This is a genomic window from Stenotrophomonas sp., assembly GCF_032103445.1.
Taxonomy (GTDB): domain Bacteria; phylum Pseudomonadota; class Gammaproteobacteria; order Xanthomonadales; family Xanthomonadaceae; genus Stenotrophomonas.
This window is the reverse complement of sequence record NZ_DAMDFR010000001.1, coordinates 142,465-162,151: the sequence shown is the minus strand read 5'-3', so window position 1 is coordinate 162,151 and position 19,687 is coordinate 142,465. Positions and strand designations below refer to the sequence as shown.

Here is a 19,687-nt window from a genome sequence, read left to right as displayed (position 1 = left end):
CAGCGCGAATTCTGACGCATTTTTCCGCTTTCTGGGCGATCAAAATTGCTATCGACCGATCAGGCGTGCGGGCGCTATGGCTGCAAAGTGCGGGCGGGATGGCTGCATCAACGACGGGAACTCTTCAGGCCGTAAGGCTGGCGTCAAGCCGGGCGGGGAGGGCCATCCGCCCACACTTGAACTTCTGAATGCGCAATGACACTTGCAGATCAGAAGCAAAGGCGCAGAATCAAGGCTCAAGTGCGGTCTTACGGTGTGATCGTGGCTAGACCTATCAGCAACGAAGACGTCTATTTGGCTGTCGAGCAGCTTTTGAGAGATGGCTTACCGCCGACCCAAGCTAACGTCAGGCGGGCGCTTGGCGGGAAGGGCTCTGGGCCAACTCTATCCCGGGGCATTGACTCCTGGTTCCGAGAATTTGGGCGTGCCGCGATGTCTCTTAGAGCCTCAGCGGGTCCCGCCAGCTTGATGGCGAAGGAGAGCGCCTGTGAGGTGGCATCTTGTCTAGAGGCAATGACGGCCCAGCTGAAGACGGATCCTCACCAAGACATTGGTGAGCTCTTTCGATATGTGCTTGAAAGATCCGGCAACCTTTTAGAGAAGCTGGTCGCCAGGGAACGCGAGCTTGACCAACGAGCAGCCGACCTGGAGACGCTGAGAGCAAGCTTGTGGGATATGACGCCGGGAACGACGCAGACGACTGACCCTTAATAGATGGCCAATCTATAGCGCCTTATCAGGCCACAAGCAGTCATTGCCGAACAAGTAACAGATTTACATGGCGCTTGGTAACAGATTTACCTGCTTCGTCAATCCATCCACACATCAAGCAAGGGAACGAAAGCTCAGAACTGGCTTCTGTGCCGGTAACGCCCCAATCTCGTATTTCGCATAATGTATATTATGTTATTACCAAGATGCCCGCCATGGCCTCACAACCCAGGCTCCTCACGACACCTCTGCCAACCACCACCCTTTGCACTGACCTGTTGCCACCCATTCGGGATCTGTTGAGCGCTGCGAATTTGGGGCAGCTTGCGCGGCAACTTGTAGCAATTGATGCGCTGAGCTACGTGCAGTCCCAATGACTCGCTGTGATCTTGGTGCATCACCAATGGTGCGTCGCGAATCTGTTGCATCTCCAATGATGTTGCCAAGGCGTTGCAGCCACGCGCTTTCGAGAGCATCTAATTTGGGAGACGGCTATGACCGTCGGCTTCATTTCTGAGCTAGCTCAGCGGCTTGGACCCTCCAATTTTGAAGAGTCCAAGCGAACAATTCACTTGCTGGCTCCGGTGTCGCGGTCCCCGAGCCCCAACCACGTCAGAACCCCTTGGACTTCGGCGGTGTCAGTCAAGGCGCTGACTGATCCATTCCCATGTCGCCTTGCTGAGGTAGCCTTGGTACTCGCCACGGACAAGCTGGGATACAAAAATCCCGTCATTCTTATCGAGCTTCTGTTGAAGATCGGCAGATAGATCGTGAGCGCTCATATCCCCGGACACCCAGCGGACCGACTCCAGATCAGGATCTGCTACGTTCTGGTAGCGCTCCAGGTGCTTGAGGAACGCAGTCCTCTTTGCGTCGTAGTTGGCTTCTCGGTTCAAATTCCAGGTGACAACATAGACGGCCATTTCGATCCTTCGAGACTGACACCGAACGTGTCTCCGTGATCTTAGTAAGTGCGACATATACGGTTCCGATAAGATATATTTATCGGAACTCAGGCTATTTTTAATCCCTACTTTCAACCACTTATGAGCGACCTTCTTCCAGCTCTGACCACCGCGGCTCCTGCCAATCCGACTGTGGCGCAGCTCTCGCAGTCCTCGGCGGACGCGGTGCGCGAAGTCTTCGCCGAAGCGGCCTCGGCCAACACCACGCGCAGTTACGCCACCGCCTTGCGCTACTGGGCGGCCTGGTACCAAGGCCGCTACGGAGCGGTCATCGCCATGCCGGTCGACGCGTCTTGCGTGATCCAGTTCATCATCGATCATCTGGCCCGGCGCTCAGGCGATGCCCTGACCTGGGAGCTGCCGCCGACACTGGATGCGCTTTTGGTGGAAGGCAAATTCAAGCAGCGCCAAGGACCGCTCAAGCTGTCGACCATCGTCCACCGCGTTGCGGTGCTCTCCAGCGCCCATCAATTGCTCAAGCTGGCCAATCCCTGCGAAAGCAGCGAGGTTCGGCAGCTGCTGGCCAAGGGCCGTCGCGCCGCACATAAGCGCGGCGAGCGGCCGAGCAAGAAGACGGCGATCACTGCGACCGAATTGATGGCGATGATTGCGACCTGTGAGGACGATCTTGTTGGGAAACGTGATCGTGCCCTGCTCTACTTCGCCTTCGCCAGTGGTGGGCGCCGTCGGAGCGAGACGGCCCATGCCGTCTTGAGCAAGCTTGCGCCGATCGACGGCGGCTACCTCTACCACCTGGACGTCGGCAAAACGCTTCAGGAGGGCGTCAAAGCAGGCGGCTCGCCGGACAAGCCCTTGTTAGGTCCACCGGCCGAAGCGCTTCGCACCTGGATCGAAGCGGCTGGACTGCAGGAGGGTGCCCTCTTCCGCCAATTGACACGCGGGAAAGTTGGGGCCGGCTTGTCACCCAAGTCGGTGGCCACCATCATCCAGAATCGCGCCCGCGCTGCCGGATTGGTGGGGAGCTTTGGCGGTCACAGCCTACGATCGGGTTTCGTAACGGAAGGTGCTAGGCAAGGAATTGCCCTGCCAGCCATTATGGCAATGACCGATCACCGATCGGTGGTCAGTGTCATCGGCTACTATCAGGCCGGTGCGGCCGAAACGAATCCGGCGGCTCGAATGCTGGAAGCTGCCGCAAGGTCAAGTGCCGAGCGCCCCATAGGGCGGTATGGAGACACGACGAGCGCTGAGTCCTAGGCAATCGTGCGGTCAAACTAGTAGAAGTATCCTTTGATCGTCGCGGCTTCGCTGCGATCTATCACTGTCGGTCTCTGATGATCTCCCGTCGCAGTCGGCCCTCACGTCACGGAGATCGGGTGATCTGTGCCCGATGCTTGAGTCGGCCGTCTCCAGTAAATCGCGCGCGGCTACACCAAAGATCCTGCGATGCTTGGCGGTGCGAAAGGCAATGGCCACTCGACCCTGCCGTCCGATTTGCCGCTCTCGCATGGCAAGAAGAATCCCGTTTATGCGGTCATGGTCGAAGGTCCGGACGGCACCAGATTGCAAGCAGAAGCGGAGCTTCGTCTCGACCACTTTCGACCTGGCGGCTACAAACTGATTGCCTATCTCCCTAGACTCGATAAAGCTGATGTGCCCGTGATTAGCAAAGTCTGGAAGGTGTAAGTCGAGCCTCCGTTTCGGGCCGACAGCTGCCATGCTTCACCCCCGATAATTCCCCCTGCCCCCCCCTTTGTTCCGTTGATGTCCGCCTGCGGCCACATGCGTCCGATCAGCTCCTACGGACAAATGTCAGCCATGGGCTGAACAGCCGTTCTCGCGTCCGTGCGAGTGACCGATGTGATCGACGACGGATATACTTCGATTCACAATGCCGCTCGATGCGGCGACGGCATACCCGCTGGTGCTCGACGCCCCCGGGTTATGCTGGAGCGGCTCCCTTTTCTCAGGTTCGCACCCACTACCCAATCCATATTTATGGCCTCGAAAGCGCCCAAAAATTCGCAGCCATCCGCTGCTACAGCTCCCGCAACGGCACCGGCGGAGGGCGAACGCCGAGCGCTTCGTGGATACGTCGGCCAGTACGAGCGCGCGGGCGCTGCCATCTATGCCGCGCTTGAGCGCGACGAGCTGCTTTGGATTGGCGTCGCTGACCGCAACGCGGGCATTGCGGACGACCTGGTACTAGGATTCGATGGATTGGTGGTCGGTCACCAGTTCAAGACGTCCAAGTTCCCAGGCACTTTCACTGTTGAGACGCTGTTTACTGGTGCCAATGGTCTCTTGAAGCCCCTAGTTCAAGCTTGGCAGTGCCTGTCCAAGGACAACCCAGGAAGTCGCGTCGAGATTCACTTGGTCGTCAACGACTTTCCATCGGTTACCGACAAGCCAGGCGACGGCAGGCTACGGCACAGCGCTGCATTTCTCGAGGAGTTCCAACAGCATCCAAATCGGTCGCTGTCGGATTGGTCCGCGCGAGGATGGAGCCGACTGATCGACCACCTGCGCCGCGAAGCCGGCTTAAATGATGACGACTTCGAACAGTTCATGCATGCCCTGCGCGTGGTGTGCGGAGCTGCAGCGAACTTCATCCAGTCGCACAAGCTGAATGCGGAGCAGGCGAGACAGGCATGCGAGATTGCCAGCGTGCTGCCCAAGCTAGTCGCCGATGAACGCGACAAGGACAGGTGGACGCGTGACGAGCTGCTTCATGAGCTTGGATGGCGCGATCCCGCCAAGACTTTGCTCATCCATCGGTTCCCGGTCGGCGCCTATGTCCAGCGCAATCGGGACACTGAGGTCAAGCTACTAGCAGCGCTTCATGCCTCCAATCACGGCTACGTCTCACTCATAGGACCACCTGGCTCCGGAAAATCCACTCTCCTGCAGGTTGCGCTGGCCACTGAAGCAAGTGTCCGGCTCGTTCGTTACTTAGCGTACGTGCCGGGCGCGGCTCAAGGCGTGGGTCGTGGGGAGGCCGACAACTTCCTGACCGACGTAGGTACGCAGCTGCGGAACAGCGGTTTAGTTGGGCTTCGTCTTCGCGATGACTCGCTATCTGAGCGCCGCGAACAGTTCGGCGTCCTGCTACGGCAGGCTGGTGAGCGCTTCACTCGCGAAGGGATCCGTACAATCATCGTTGTCGACGGGCTAGACCATGTGCCACGCGAAGAACGGCCGACCAATTCGTTTCTGGGAGAGCTGCCTCTTCCCGCGGCAATCCCAAATGGGGTCGTGTTCGTGCTCGGCACGCAACGGTTGGATCTCGCTAATCTGAAGCCCGCCGTAAGAGCGCAAGCGGAGAAGAGCGAGCGACAGGTTCTCATGGGGCCTCTCGGTCGCGAGGAACTCACCTGGATGGCGGATGCGCTAGGCTTGCCTGCCGAGATTCCAAGATTGGATCTCAGCAATCTCACGCATGGCCACCCGCTGGCAACGCGCTACTTGATTCAGGCACTGCTGCACGCTGACGAAGCTGGTCGCAAGCACCTTCTTAGCGGCGGGATGCCGTTCGACGGCGATATTGAGACTGTATATTCAGCTGCTTGGCGCGAGATCGCAAACGATGTCGATGCCATGGATGTGCTGGGCTTCATCGCTCGGGCTGAGGCACCCATGGACCTGCGACTGCTGGCCACGATGGTCAAGGAGTCCTCGATTGAACGCGCCCTGGTCATTGCGCAGCACCTGCTCCGCAGTTCATCCCGGGGATGGAGCGTCTTCCACAACAGCTTTAGGCTGTTCGTCATCGCTCAACCGCGAACCCGCCTCGGGAGCGTCGACGCTGAATACTCGCAGCGCGTATACCGCAACCTTGCCCAGTTGGCGAAGAGCGCGCCACCTGAATCGGCACAGTACTGGCTTGAGCTGCGCTACCGCGCGCGTGCCGGCGACGGTGCCGATGTACTGGCATTGGCGATGCCCGCTCGCTTCAGGCAGCAGCTGGCTGACGGGCGTTCTATCGCCGAGATTCACGCCGACATCCGCCTCGCCCTGCTGGCAGTGCGTGAAACGCACGACGCGACCGCCTTTACACGACTGCTGCTGTGTCGTGACGAAGTGGATCGGCGCAAATCAGCCCTTGAGTACGCCAACCAACTCCCGCTGGCTATGCTGGCGGTGGGGAACATTGAAGCAGCTGTCTCCCTCGTGCAGGACTTCCCCAGCCAGGGCTACGAGGTCGTCGACGCCCTACTAGCGCGAGGCGACTTCGACCGCGCGAAGGAGCTGTTTGAAAGCCTCGAACCACTATCGCAGCTCCATACGCCCAAGTTCAGAAACTACGGGCACCAGCACAACATCAAGGAATTCGAAAGATGGGCAATGCGCGCCGTCCACTTCCGAGACACCGAGCAGATCCAGATAGCGATTGATCATCTCGCCGCAGAGGGTCTAAGGGAGCCGGAAACGGTGGATCCGCAATCTGCCGTAGCGCTGCGGCTGCATCTTAGGAGGGAAGCCGCAAAGGCGATGCTAGGTCAGAAGGTTGGCTCCGATCCTCAAGAACTATGTAGCAAGCTCGGAGTAGCCAACGAAGATAAGCCGTCGGTGATGGTTCACGCAGGGCTTGCGGCCAGTCGACGTGGCGACGTTGGGCAAGCGCTTGCGCTGTTTGATAGTGCCGTCGCTCTTCCCCGGTTCGGGGAGGTACCAAACGGCTACCGTCAACGGATGGCGCTGATCGCATTCGAAGCTGGCCGTCGTGACCTAGCCGAGGCCCTGTTCGACAAGCTGGTCGCACCGATGATCTCCATGTGCGACGACAAGACGGACCTGGCTGGGCTGGGCAATCTGGTCGGCGCAGTGATGCATCACGCGAGGCTTTGCACGCTGCTCAAGAGGCCACTGCCAAGCGTGACACCGTCGAAGCACACCTTCCTTCATCCACTCCAACAGCACGCTTCGACGATAGGTGTGCTTCTAGCTCGCGCTGCCGGCGTCAACGGGTCCTTATCGGCAGGCGGCATCCAAGGCATAGCCCGCACGTCCCTTGGGTATGTCCTACGTCTCGCATCAGAAGGCGGCAGCGAGTCATACCGTATCCAGCAGTCTTTGAAAGCGATCCCCACGCTCGTGCAAGCGCTGCTGAGGCTCGGCGCCGAGCGCGGTGAGACTGAGTATCGCGCGGTACTTCGGGAGGTTGACTCAGCCATCGCTTCATCGGCGTCGAAGGGAACTGCTTACCTGCGACGCAGATTGGCTGTCGATGCATATCGCGTTGACGGTGATCGTGCGGCGGCGGCGGATCGGCTTAATGCCCTCGTGGCGGAGCTTAAAGAAAGTACACCAAGCGAGCAGATCGACGGGCTAGCGAATCTAGCCATCGGGTTGGCTGCGGTCGGGGAGTTAGAGCGGGCGAATCAGTTGCTGGCGACGGTTCCTGAGCAATGCCTTGGCTATGCCTTGGCTCCCAAGAAAGACCCGCAGTACGCGATCTGGCGAAACACTCTAGCTCTCGCGAACGCGGCTGACCCGGAAAACCGTGTCAAGCGGGTCTCAGACCTGATGCGTCAGGTCGGTGGCATGACCAAAACGGAAGGGTCGTCGGCCGCGCGTCGCCTTACCATGGCACTGATTAAGGAAGCGATGCAGGTTGGACCTCGCTTCGGCTTCGAGGTGTCAAAGACACTGGCGGATTGGCATCTAATCGGCTGGCCGAATCGTGTCGACCTGCTCATGACGGGGATGGTCAGGCGAAACCCTGAACTCGTCTTGGCATGCGCGACCGTCTGGTGCGGTCTCTGCCTGCCATTCTATATGGAACCGCACTACCGGGATCCGTCCCATGTTGGTGACTTCATCGACGCCTCCGCGGACGCAGCCGGCCCTGACCAGATTGAACCGCTCGCTCTGATGCTGCTTGGGGCGGTCGAGGTAGCCAGCAGAGCGCACGAGAGAATCACGCTGCTCCAGCGCATTCACAAGGCTTCCGGAAAGCATGGATTCTCGTCGCCTGAGCTCGAAGCCGCCATCGCCCGGTGGACGCCAGAAGCGCCGGAGCCTCGACACTCGTATACGTCTAACAAGTACGCCTCGGAAGCTACTCTCGCGGATCTTGAACTCGCGTTTGAAGCAGATAGCGACGAGCTGAACCACAACGCCCCGGACCGTTTCGAAGAGCTGGCAGACACAGCTCCGATTCATCTGGCGCGAAGGGTCTTTGAGCGCTGGCAGGTATTGCAGGACAACGCACGCTGCCGTTTCCTGATGGTGAAGCGGTTTGCTGCAGCCGATGAGGTCGATTACGCCAAGAAGCTTATGCAAGGCTACGAGACAAGCAACGACCCCTGGAGTTCCTGGAGCCAAGGGATGGGTGGCGGCAAGTTCTTCTACTTTAAGGCGAAGAAGCTTCTGCACGGATCATCCACATGCCCTGCGGCCTTCGAGAACATAGTCGATTCAGTGACAACGGGCCAGGAGAATACCCAGGCACTGCTCACAGAGCTGGATTCGATACTGCCGGTCATCAGCTTGACGCCAGATTGGCCGGCTATCTGGTCGCTGATTGAGGAGCAGATGACCTGCACTCGCGAGTTCCAGTTGGGGCGACCCTTCCAGTCGAGCGAGCTACCACTCAGCGACACGGACCTTTTGGAGGAGTTGCTGCACTTTGCCTATCGACTTCCCATTGCAGAGGTTCAGCGGCACGCGCGCAATTGCGCCCTGAGCTTGGCAAGGCAAGTCGGACAGGGTCAATCTTTGTTCACATCCCTTATCCGGCGACTTATGGACGGTGACTTGGACGCCCCCTTGCAGGCACTCGGAACGCTGCTCGCTGCCGACAGCGCGAACCTCGAGCCCGTATTGGGCCGCGCCGTAGCTGCAATGGTCAGTCACCGTGACATTGCAGTAGCCGAGTCAGCCACGCTCTTGTCGCATCGGTGGGGGCTGGCTGTCTCTTTTGACGCGACGCCACTGCCGCTCTTCTATCTCCTCGAATTCAGTGACCTGCCAGAGAGCGACCAGGCATTCACGGACGAGAGAACTGGTGCAATGCGCGTCGAATCGCCGCTTGGCTGGACTCGTATGTTGCGCTCGACGGCACGTCACATTGCAAAGGCGGCAGACATCGAGGAGATGACAGTTCGCCGTCGCGCGGCGATGTTCATCCAGGATTGGGGTGGACTTGAGGCCTTCGGGCCCTCTGGTGTCAAAGAGCTTGAGGCTCAGCTTCGTGTCCTTGATATGCAGATCACTTACATGAAGCCACACGCCTACATCGCCATTGCTGCCCTTCGCCACGTCGCAGGGGAGCTGCGCCTGGCCGGCAAGTTGGAGAGCCGGGACAGTCCGATGCTGTTGGAGAGATTGGGCTACCCGCTTCCGCCTCGGCCATTGATGCTCCCGCGAGTTCGTCCCGAGTGGATTCGAAGGCCGCTGATTGACCGAAGTGCCGGTTGGTCCGAGCGAGAGCAGAAGTGGATTGACGAGGTTGACGGCGATGTTGCCCCTTTCCTGGCGCACTGCGACGGCCAAGTCGTGGCCGAGGTGTCTCGCTTCCATATCCACAAGGCACGACTGTCAGAGCACCGCTTCTACCGCTTTAGAGCACCTTGGGCAGAGACTGATAGTGAAGAGTTCGACGATTGTTACGCCAAGCTGCCCATCGCTGTTTGGCTAGGCCAGTACGTCCCACTCGACAATGATCTGGCACCAACGCTGGTAAGGCGAGTTGTCTGCTCCGTGGACATGGGCTTTGACACAGCGGCCAATCCGTTTGCATTATGCCCAAACTGGGTTGAGGGGCTTCGCTGGCGCGCTCATGACGAGACACCGAGCGTATTCTTCGATGCGAGCGGAACGGTGGTCGCAGAGCTTCACTGGTGGCGTGACGCTGGCCCGGTTGGAATCGATGCGGATTCTCTGTGGGGCGAGGGTTGCTACCTCGTTGTGACGCCGGCTGGCCTGGAACAACTCACCGCCGCTTATGGGAAAGAGTCCTTAGCCGTTAATGTGTTCGCAAGCAGGCATATAGAGCAGCCGAGTAATTGCGGGCAAACTCTCCTAAGAACGGCGAAGGGCGGATACTCGGTCTAAGGCCATCCATACTCCGCTTCGATCCTAGACGCTAAACTACAGGCTGTTATCGCTGACGCAGCCCTTCTGGCGTAAGAACTGGAACGACCGCTATGCGTCGGAAGCAGCCATTGCCCTACCACGATAGACACCCCGAATCCATGTTTGGCCTTGAGCCTGCTTCGGTCCATCGCTGTTGGAGCCAAGGCTGAACCTAAAGCCCATCCTTCCTGGGCGCATCGGATAAATCGGGAGAGACTTCAATATCTTCTAGCCGGTCACTCCCAGGATTCGCGCGGAGCCTGGAAAAGAGGCAGAGTCGAATCTTGGCGCTAGTCGAAGTGACACCATTGGTCCAGATCTCTCCTAGATCTTTGAGCGCAGCCTGCACCCACGCTGCCCCGCTGCCCGTTGAGGTAGCCGGCCTGCATACGCCCACGGCCCAGCAGATCCGACTGGGCCATGTTAGGCGTCACAACCTGGAGCGGCTCACCTGGCGATGCCAGCTGGCCCCATATCGGCTGGACCACGCAAAGCGCCGTCTGTCACCACAGGGATACGCCGAAGAACAGCGTTCATCCGGCGGTTCTTCGGCGACCTGCTACCAAGGACTTACTGGGTCCCAAGCTGCTTGAGTGACAGTCCCGCCTGAGTTGCCGCCCTGTTGCTGTTCGGCCACAGCTGATTGTGCCCGCGTAGAACCAATCAGTGTGCACAGGGTCCTTTCATCTATGTACATCGAATTCACAATGAGCCAACAGGACCGAGTATCTATGCGGGGCGCAACACCAAGATGACTAGCCGGCTCCATCTCACCCATACGCATCATTCAAAGCGCTGTTCCCGTCGACTGTGATCTTCCGCCTCCCTCTGTCGCTCTCTTCGCACTGTGAGCTCGATCCGTTCAAGCCTCTCCGCCACAAGATTCCTAACTTCGGCCAATGGATGCTCCAGCAGCTCAGCAAAAGCTTTGGCCCGAATTTCTATGATGTCAGCCAACGAGCTAGACCAACTCATGGGCTGGATTCCGGCAAACATCACATCGACGATGCATTGCTTGTCCACTGCGGCTTCCAGCAAGCCTTTGATGGACGCACTGAGGACAACGCGTTTGGGATGTTCTAGTGGTATATCGGTTGCCTCTACAGTTGAGTAGGCGCAGGTCGCTGCGGCAACACCCACGATCCGATCTTGATCACCTCGACACCAGGTAATCAACCGATCCACCGGCATACTATTGAGTGACGGCGAAGCACCTCCGAAACGACACTTGAAAACGCGATCAATCAAACGACGCTCCCTATCGTCGCCCGTGAAGATCTCTCCAAGGACAATCTCCGGGAAGTTGCGGAATAGCGTTGTCATGAGGACTTCGAAATCAGAGCTGCGAATTCTAAGATCATCCAACCCTTCGCAAAGCAACCTCACGATCTCCTCGACTTCCTGTTCTGGAGCAGACTCAGATAGGCACTGCTGGGCGATCCGCTTGGTCCCTCGGATGCGATTCAATTCAGTCTGTCCGCGCTTCCCCCCGAGTAGAGCGCGAATGGCGTCGCGCCCTGTCGAAAGGAGATCTTCACTCGGCACGTAGTTTCCGCCCCTCCCCGCGAAGAATCGCATTTCTAGCACACTAAGCGTGGTGTAGAAGCCATCATGGCGCTGGTTCAATATGGTGAACAGTTCCGCGAGCTCGCTGTCGGTAAGGGACTCGTGCATGCGGCCATAGGCAAGCTGTCCAAACCGCCACGCTTCGAACTCTTCCCCTCGAGCCAACTCAATCAGCATATTGAACCCCCATGGGCCAATCTTGATGGCGCTGAGCAGGTAGATGAAGAAGGTCCGCAACAAGGGATGATCTAGCACCCGCTCCAACATCACCATGGCCAAGCGGGGGTCGATATCGTTTGCAGCGCTGATATAGCCTTGAAGCACCTGTGGATTGAGCTTCGCAGGCGCCTGCAGTTGCACCAGGCTCAAAAGACGCTCATAAGTGGCAATTAGGTCGACGCTGCCTTGCGCCAGCCCAATGCCGAAAGGATGCAGTGCATCGAACTCGCCCGACCAAAGCCCTGGACCCAATCGCTCTAAGCAACCTAGCTCTGCTGCGGCCATCTCACCAAGAGAGATGACCTTCTCTTTGATCATCTCGTCACTGAAGGCTACTTGCCCCCCCCTACTCTCGATGTGATCCCAAGTATTGGACAGCACATAGGCCTCGATCTCAGAATAGAGGTCGGATGGTGCCGCAACGCGCGAAAGTGACTCCAGCCGAGCCAGTAGATCAGGATGAGCTGAGTCGCCATCGAAGCCAAGCGTCTTCTTTACCGAGACCCACATCTGCGGCCATTCCCCTTTCGAAGCATGACTTCTGACTATCTCCTCGAGATCATCAAAACAGCCCGCAAACGTCCATAGTTCCCGGAAATGACCTGCCAGAAGTGAGCGCGCCCAGTCGCGAAGAGTCAAGTCATCACATGTCAGCACCGGTCGCAGCAAGTTCAAGAAGCCGATATACCACTCGAGCTCTTCGGCACGCGTTCGCGGCTGCCAGCCAGCATCACGTCTACGTGCACCGAAGTCGAACGCAGAGAAAGACGTCCAGTGCGTCGCTTCGAACGCAGCATGGAACAGCTCGGCTGCGATCTCGCGATGCCTCTCGGTGCCCGACTCGAGTAGCTTGCTGACAAACGCACACCGCCGTTCTGGTCGCGCCAGCGTACCTGACAGGTGCAACGAGAACAGATGCCGCATCTGTCCAACTATGCTGTCCCTGTTCTCACCTGACTTCTCGCCCTCGGAGAACTTCAGCATGACCGTCGCAGCACGATCAAACTTATCGTCGTCGTAAGCTAGCTGGTGCAGCAGGCGCACGAACAACCTGAAGTTTCGGTTCTCGCGCGAGGCAAAGCCTGGCTTGGTTGCGGCGTTCTCGATCAGCTGCAGCACGGTCTCCGGGAATACCGGCGCTATGTATAGCAATGCAGACAGCGTGCCTTCGTTACACGATCCAATATCATGCAGCGGTCCGCCGGGGCTCACCCAACTATTTGCCATCCGAACCGCAGGCTCGAAATCGTGCAGGTATCCCAGTCGATGCGCACATGAGACGAAAAGTCGGAGGTTCTCTGGCTTTAGCAGCTCGGCATTGATTGCATCGACAGGGATGTTCTCCAGCGCACGCTTCGCCAAACGATTGGCAAGTGCATGAGGAAGAACTGCTCTCCACTCACCACGACTCTGCGCGAGCTGACGACGCATCAACTCAGCCTGAGCCCGATGCAGACCACGACGATCGAGGCCAACGATGGCACTTAGGACGCCAAGCTCATCATTGAACTCGGACGAGGAGACATTGAAGGAATAGACGAGCGATAGCGCTTCAGCGCATTCCAGAAGTTCATTGGACGCTCCTTTTCGTTGACTGAACAACCTATGGAAAAGGTCCTCGTCGGAGAAGTTTGTCAACGTCTCATCTGCATCTACCCGGCTGGCCAGCGCGATCGCGATGCGCGAATTGCCGCCGGAAAATTCGGCGATTTTGCCCGCGTTCAACTTCCCGATGTCTGGGTGCCGCCGCTGGATCAGCATCGAGACCGTCTCCTCGCTGCACGGCTCGAGGTGGATCACTTCGGTTTCCTCAGGACGATCGTCCGAGATGTCGTACTCGATTGTCAGAAGGCTGAGCATCGCGCTACTTGCGGAGACCTGCTTCTGCAACTGCCGATGCACGTCTGGCGGGCAGTTGTCCAGCACCAATTGAACCGCATGATCGTTAGCAACGATGTATGAAACTAGCTCGGATGCCGTCGGTGTCAAGTTCTCACCCAGGTCGGCGTAGATTGCGCTAGCTGGTGACAAGGCCTCCTCACCAACGTTCGCCTCAAACAGGGCCTGCGCGAATCGCGTCTTCCCCACTCCGGAGAGGCCGGTGATGCGCACCGCACTACCGCGGCGGCGCAACCGTTCTCGAGCTAGATGTATACCCTCAGAAACAGGCATAGGAGTCTTTGCGCTCGAGTTCGCGTCAATCACGCAGGGGTGGTCATCAACAAGGAATGCGTCGTTCTGGGCTGGGGGAGTAGCTGCCCACCTCCCGAAAGGCCTCCAGCCGGACAAGGGGCGGCCGAGGCGCGCACGAACCCACAGCGCAACGCTTGGATGCCGCCGTAGCCAAGTCGCCAATCGATCTCGACCATAAAAGTCAACGCGCAGAGACGCTTTTCCAGGAAGGGTCTCCGCGACCGCCTCCATCGCCCGCACTCGACTCGCCAACATGCTGTCTGAACAATCGTCCTTGCCACTAACGATAATGTAGGCACCATTTCGATCGGCAAGATCTGCAAGTACGAGCTTTGGGGTGCCACCCTCCAACATCTCGTCCCTGCATGCCGCCGCACCCATAGCATGCTTCTTGACCTGGAAACCGCAGATCCCACGAGGAACAAAGCCGTCGTTGGACGGCAAGTCCATAGCCTCAATACGGACATCCAAACCGCCATCAGGTGCCTCCTGCGCACCTCCCCACATAACGCTCTTCGGCCGACGCCCCTGCTGGATTACCTCCGCTTCGCAAAGACGGGCAACCAATTCACGCAGATCGCCAGCACTGAGCGCTGTGATATCTACAGCATCAAGTTCAAAAAATCTCATGATTCCCTTCCCGCAATGATCGGGGCACGCGCATCAAGGCATTAAAGACGGCGCAAAGCAATTTGTCGCCTAGGTCAGACTGCCCAGAATTCTAGGAGCCTGGAAACTGTGGAAGGAGAACCTCCTGCTCCAGCGTCCCCGGATGCGTTTCCACATGAATGGCCAAGTCATTCCACCCGATGGATCGACAAGTTCGAGATATTGCGCTAGACACCGATTCAGCCGTTGGCTTGAGAGCGTAACCGAGACCAATGAGCTCCCTGGGATCCATCAACCACGGCTTCAGGGTGAACCCCGCCTCGGCGGCAGATCCTGCGATGACGGCGCCAATTCTCATCCCCCCCTCATCCAAGTCGCCGAAATGAAACGCCTGAGTTGTCTGGCAAGGAAGTGATTTCAAGATCAGCATGTAGACCTGTCTCCAGGATGGGGACGGCATACCACCGGTATAGAGCAGCACGAGGCCGACTTGATCAGATGCAGCTTCAGCAAACTCATGGAATGTCTGTCGATTCTCTATGGTGAGAACACGCCAACTCAACACGGCTGGATTCGGCACGAATCCAGTGATGTGGGCAGGAGCGAAGCCGAGATATGGATGAACCACTCCCACCACCGTAGTCGACGTAACAACCGTAAGCGGACCTGAGATCAGTACGGGCAATGGTTCCTTGTGCAGGCCTATGGCCGAGAAGACCTCGCTACTATCAAGTCCAGATGGTGCAATAGAGTTGAACCAAAGCAAATCGATCCATTTCACGATGCCCTCCACTCGCTTGCTGTCACCAAACATCATGGCCGAAACCCGGCGCAACAGTTCGTCCCTGACGACACCTCGCCTTGCTGAAATGAGTCTGATTGCATCCAGTATTTGCGCTACAGAAGCATCGGTAGCCTCTTGCCCGCGAACCTTATGGCCCAGCGACCAGCGCTCAATGACCTCGGTCAGTACGGGGAAAAGGCCGGTGTGAGTGTCCAGCATGGAACGGGCCTCTGATACGGAATCACGACGAAGTCGTGCGCCCAAGAAGTTCGCCAGCTTTGCGAGGTTCAGTACGGCAACGCCCGCAACATCTAGAGGCGGCTGCACCATCACCTTGGCCTTGATTTCGATGGCTCCAGAGCGCTCAGCCAGTTCAAGTTCGGAACGAAACGCTCTTGCATCCTCGATGCTGCGCAGGCTGAAGAACTCTGGGCATGATGACTCCGTCAGCCTGAGAGCTATTCGCTCATCCTTGCCACGACTCACTGCATTCTGGGAGCGATTGAAAATTGACGTAAGGAAGGCCCGGGCTATAGTCATGCAACGACCCCTTCCCCATGGGGCATTCGACTTGCTTCAACACGCTTGAGCTCCTCCTCGAAAAGCTCGGGATGCTTGCGCCAGTTATCGGAATCCAGAATTACATGACCATCGTCATCAATGCGTACGTGTTTGATGGAGATAAGATCGTCGTCACGGTACATCTCGATGTAGGTATCCACCGATTCGTTGATCTTACCCAAGGCATCGTCCGGTGCCGCGACGATGGGCTGAAGGCCCAATGCCTTCAGGTACTCAAAGACGGCACGGGTATTCACTGAGTCAATCTTGTCACCCAACTCATCGAAAATTATCAGCGACATGCCGCCTTGATCACCGCGCAACTTTCCCAATGCGCGCGCCATCGACGCTGCAGCAACGATGAAAAGAGGCGCGCGGTGCTCGCCCCCGGAACCCTTGTCCATGCGCTTTGAGAAGTCGGTCACCGTCACACCATTGCTGCGAACGTCAATCTCGAAGTTGAAGAAATTGCGATAGTCCTCCAGAAGCCTGTTGGCCTCTGCATCCTTTCCCTCAAGCATCGCCCTGAACTCAGGAGGAGCATCCACCTGTCCAGAGAAGATATCCCCCTCCGGTCCCGCACCAGCCACCTTCAGTATGAATTTGTACAGCGACTCATGATCTTTATTGAGATTGGTGACGAAGTGATACTTCTCGTTGTTCGAGAATGGCGGCAAGCGCTCCATCGTACTGTTCAGCTCATTGAGCGTGCTGCGCATGCTGGCGAAGTGGTCGCTCAGGCGGGCGGCGATCTGCACCTTGAACGTTTGCTCTGCCGCTTCTGCAGCTTCCGCGGAAAGCACTTGGTAGTGATGGAGCTCGGATTCCTCTAGCCGTTGCTTCTCCTGAGCCATCGTCTCGCACATGGCACCCAAGTCGCCCACCGCGATATCCATCTGCGGATCGAATTGGTTTGCGTATGTAGACATGTCACTTGCCAAGGCCTGCACCTGGGAAGACAGCTGATTGCCACTTCTAACCGTAGCGTCACTAATCTTCGCCACAATCGTATGCAGCGATAGGCCGGAACCATCAAACTCATCGCGTTTTGTTTCGAACCACTCATCACCCACGTATTCATTGCGGCGACTGAGAGCCGCCTTTGAGCAGATTCCGTTGGTTCTATCCGCAAGCTCGTCTAGCCGTCTCTGTGCTTGCCGGAAAGCCTCACCATGAGTTCCGACGTCTCTGCTGCTTTCTTCCAGCTTCGACTGTGCTGCCAGGGCAGCTCGCCTTGCCTCTGTGATGAGCAGCTGACGAGCAAGGAGATCAGGTGCGCTTGCGATCTCTTGCATCGCCGCCTTTGCATCAAGCGCGGATTGCTCCTGAATGTGCGAGTTCAGCCATCTTTCAATGTCCTGGATACGTCCTTCAAGTCCCACCAACTTCTCAAGGGCTTCAACCAACTGGCGCGACCGGTTCGCCTCCTGCTCGCATTCGGCTGCGTTCTGCCCCAAAGTGCTGCGCTGCTGCCGAAGCACCGCCAGGCGATGGCTCGCATCTTGGCGTCCCAACACCAGTTCCGTTGCAGACAAGGGGCGTCGACGGCCGAAATCAGCACGTCCAGCCTGCTCGCCAGTACGGGTGAAGCCCTCTGGGCTATCCGTGGTGACGCGCTCCAATCGCTCCAGCCGGCCGAGTCGAAGACGGATATAGTCCACCGCCACTTGATTGTCACCCGCGATCAGGTGCGCGAGACCCATTGGCGGAACCACACCCATATCCGCCTTCGACTTCACCGGGTTCACCAACAGTACTGAATCCGGCTTTGTATCCCACGGAATCTTGTTGAAAACGGACAAGGCATTCTCAAACTTGCCGCTACGGACAACCAGGGCAGTGCGCGAACGACCAAGGAATCCCTCGATTACGGGTGCCCAGTCGGCATCTGTGACTGTAACCAAATCGCAGACGGGCGTGCACAGAAGTCCTTTGTCTCCAAGTATGTTCACAACTGCTTGGACGGCCGGCGGGAGTTCCGCTTTGCCTTCCTGGATGCGTTTGATCTGCTCGTTAGCGATCCTAAGTTCATTTCCAAGCTTGGACAGCCTCTGCTCGTCATGGTCTAGCTGACGCCGTGCCGACTGGATGATCGGAGCAACCCGCATGCTGGACTCGCGCAATGCTGCCGAGGCCTGCGAAACGTCAAGCACAAGCGCATCGGATACGGATGTACTGGAAACCGCATCAAGAAGCTCAACCCACGGCATCGCCAGATGCTGCCAGCCTCCGAGATCGGGTTTCACGCGGTTGGCCTTCTCGAAGCCCGCCACCACCTCGCGAATGGCCTGGGCCACGTTGGTTTTGATAGGTCTAAGTGATCTCTCTCGTTCGCTGGCCAGGTCACGGGCGGCACTGATCGCCGGATCTGCTGCTGATTGAAGCTCTAGTTCGATGTACACGCCGTTGAGTCGATCATGCTCCGCCTTGGCGCTGTCGACTGCATTCTGCGCTGCCTGATGCCTGTCCCGCGCTTCATGCAGCGTAGTTTGTGCCGCATCAACAGCATCCATGTGTTGTTCACGCTCATAGTCATCCAACAGCGCCCTATAGGTCGCTGCGTGCATCCGAGTCTGAGTAGCCTTATGACCGGCTGCGATCAAGCTTTTGACGTTCTCAAGCCTGTCCAGTGTTTCCAGAACCTTGGCTTGAAGCGAGCGCAGATTGTCGAGCTGGGAGCGGAAGTTCTTGAGCTCGATAGGATAGGCATCGAAAATGTAATTTCGAACAAAGCTGCTGGTGTCAGGAACTTTCTGCAGATTAAGCGCATTCTTCATCGCTCGCCGAAAAGCTCTCGGGTCGATGCTGCCCCCTCCTTTGGGGCGCAAGGCGAACAACATTGCTTCAACCTGCTTCTCCGCCGACGGAGGCACTGCGAGCCTACCATTCACGCGACTGACTGCGTCCTCCATCAGCTTATTGAACGTTCCCCAGGCCAACGGCAAAAGTTCCGCCTCGGCGTTCGCTTCAAGATGATCATCTAACGCGAGCGCAACCCCTTGGACCACATAGCGCCCGTAGACGTGCAGCTTTGGGTCGCCCACTGACGCGCCCAGGGCCAGGCCAACCGAAACCGGCGGCAATTCGCCCTCAGTGTCGCGAAACACCATGGTCAAATAGGACGTCGCATTCTCACGAATATGCTCGTCACCGCGATAGTAGCCGAGGCAGTATTCGCGCACTGAACGCCCTCGAGTGCCTGATACCCCCCCTGACTGCGCATTGAGATCGATTTGATTCTGATCCCCTCCGTACAAGACGATCTGCATCGCATCCAGAATCGCAGATTTTCCAGATCCGTTAGGCGCCACAATGCCTGTTGCAGGGCTAAAGCTCAGGGTTTCGGCACGGAATAGGAAAAACTGTACCAAGTGAAATTTCTCAAGCAGATACATCGCCATCCTCCGTGACTTCATTCATTGCGTCGAAAGTAGCCGCATCCCCCTCACCTGCCACTTCCTTACGGAAGGATTCCAGATGGCTCAAGTATTCCTTCCGCAGCAGATCTCCGATCGCGGGATGGATGCGAACCTTCGCGAGCTGATTCCGTACATCGTCCTTGTCCTCAAAGGCAGCAATCCCCCAGCGCTTGAACTTGGTCATCAAAGAGCGGAAGTCCCCAGGCGAGGGAAAGTCCCTGCCCGTTTCCTTCTCGTAGTGCTCTTGCAAGTCAGGCAAATCGACGAAAGTTTCGCCATTTGGCTCTTCGCGCCCCTCGAAACGGACGCGATGATGAACGCCGGCGAGCACCAACAGCAGCAGGGTTTCGTCCTTGCTGGCTCGCTGTTGGGTCAGTACGTGCACGGGCCGCGCCACGATGTACTGGTAGTTGGTGTCGTGCAACAGCTCGATGCCAAGGGGACGAACTGCCTGCTCAAAGTCATTGATATTTCGGCTGACAATGCCGTAATCCTTCCGGGTCGCCCGGTCAGAGGCGGACAAGACCTGATGGGTTACTAGCCGATAGGCCGCCTGCTCGTAGTCCTGCTCTTCGTACATAGTGTCGCGGCTAAGCGCCTTTTCCCAGTGGCGTGCCATG

The 19,687-nt window shown here is 57.7% G+C and carries 8 protein-coding genes; 3 read left to right on the top strand and 5 right to left on the bottom strand.

Annotated features, from left to right (window positions below; genetic code table 11):
* Positions 1–1,349: 1,349 nt before the first annotated feature.
* The gene (locus RT551_RS00635) at positions 1,350–1,634 is read right to left on the bottom strand and encodes a hypothetical protein (protein ID WP_017354460.1); all 285 of its coding nucleotides are present in this window, start codon (positions 1,632–1,634) and stop codon (positions 1,350–1,352) included.
* Positions 1,635–1,757: 123 nt separating this feature from the next.
* Here RT551_RS00635 and RT551_RS00630 point away from each other — a divergent pair, with 123 nt between their 5' ends.
* From RT551_RS00630 to RT551_RS00620, 3 genes are all read left to right on the top strand, one after another.
* Positions 1,758–2,894: a site-specific integrase gene (locus RT551_RS00630; protein WP_017354461.1), complete on the top strand. Its 1,137-nt coding sequence runs from the start codon at positions 1,758–1,760 to the stop codon at positions 2,892–2,894.
* A gap of 189 nt (positions 2,895–3,083) precedes the next feature.
* Positions 3,084–3,323: a hypothetical protein gene (locus RT551_RS00625; protein ID WP_146027648.1), complete on the top strand. Its 240-nt coding sequence runs from the start codon at positions 3,084–3,086 to the stop codon at positions 3,321–3,323.
* Positions 3,324–3,488: 165 nt separating this feature from the next.
* Positions 3,489–9,695, top strand: coding sequence for an ATP-binding protein (locus RT551_RS00620; protein ID WP_197656301.1), 6,207 nt, complete (start codon positions 3,489–3,491; stop codon positions 9,693–9,695).
* A gap of 804 nt (positions 9,696–10,499) precedes the next feature.
* On the opposite strand, the gene RT551_RS00615 is transcribed toward RT551_RS00620, so the two are convergent.
* The 4 genes from RT551_RS00615 to RT551_RS00600 form a co-directional block, all read right to left on the bottom strand.
* Entirely contained in the window at positions 10,500–14,324 is a 3,825-nt protein-coding gene (locus RT551_RS00615) for a hypothetical protein (protein WP_051008550.1), read from the bottom strand.
* Positions 14,325–14,415: 91 nt separating this feature from the next.
* Positions 14,416–15,627: a Wadjet anti-phage system protein JetD domain-containing protein gene (locus tag RT551_RS00610; protein ID WP_017354465.1), complete on the bottom strand. Its 1,212-nt coding sequence runs from the start codon at positions 15,625–15,627 to the stop codon at positions 14,416–14,418.
* Positions 15,624–19,043, bottom strand: a complete 3,420-nt coding sequence (locus RT551_RS00605; protein WP_313455016.1) for an SbcC/MukB-like Walker B domain-containing protein — start codon at positions 19,041–19,043, stop codon at positions 15,624–15,626. The genes RT551_RS00610 and RT551_RS00605 overlap by 4 nt, the downstream gene beginning before the upstream one ends.
* Positions 19,030–19,686, bottom strand: coding sequence for a DUF4194 domain-containing protein (locus RT551_RS00600; RefSeq protein WP_017354467.1), 657 nt, complete (start codon positions 19,684–19,686; stop codon positions 19,030–19,032). The genes RT551_RS00605 and RT551_RS00600 overlap by 14 nt, the downstream gene beginning before the upstream one ends.
* Position 19,687: the final 1 nt, after the last annotated feature.

What these genes read in the sequence shown, in the direction of transcription:
- RT551_RS00630 (WP_017354461.1), top strand. Translation starts at nt 1,758, where the DNA reads ATGAGCGACCTTCTTCCAGCTCTGACCACCGCGGCTCCTGCCAATCCG.
- RT551_RS00605 (WP_313455016.1), bottom strand. Translation starts at nt 19,043, where the DNA reads ATGTATCTGCTTGAGAAATTTCACTTGGTACAGTTTTTCCTATTCCGT.
- RT551_RS00610 (WP_017354465.1), bottom strand. Translation starts at nt 15,627, where the DNA reads ATGACTATAGCCCGGGCCTTCCTTACGTCAATTTTCAATCGCTCCCAG.
- RT551_RS00635 (WP_017354460.1), bottom strand. Translation starts at nt 1,634, where the DNA reads ATGGCCGTCTATGTTGTCACCTGGAATTTGAACCGAGAAGCCAACTAC.
- RT551_RS00625 (WP_146027648.1), top strand. Translation starts at nt 3,084, where the DNA reads ATGCTTGGCGGTGCGAAAGGCAATGGCCACTCGACCCTGCCGTCCGAT.
- RT551_RS00600 (WP_017354467.1), bottom strand. Translation starts at nt 19,686, where the DNA reads ATGGCACGCCACTGGGAAAAGGCGCTTAGCCGCGACACTATGTACGAA.
- RT551_RS00615 (WP_051008550.1), bottom strand. Translation starts at nt 14,324, where the DNA reads ATGAGATTTTTTGAACTTGATGCTGTAGATATCACAGCGCTCAGTGCT.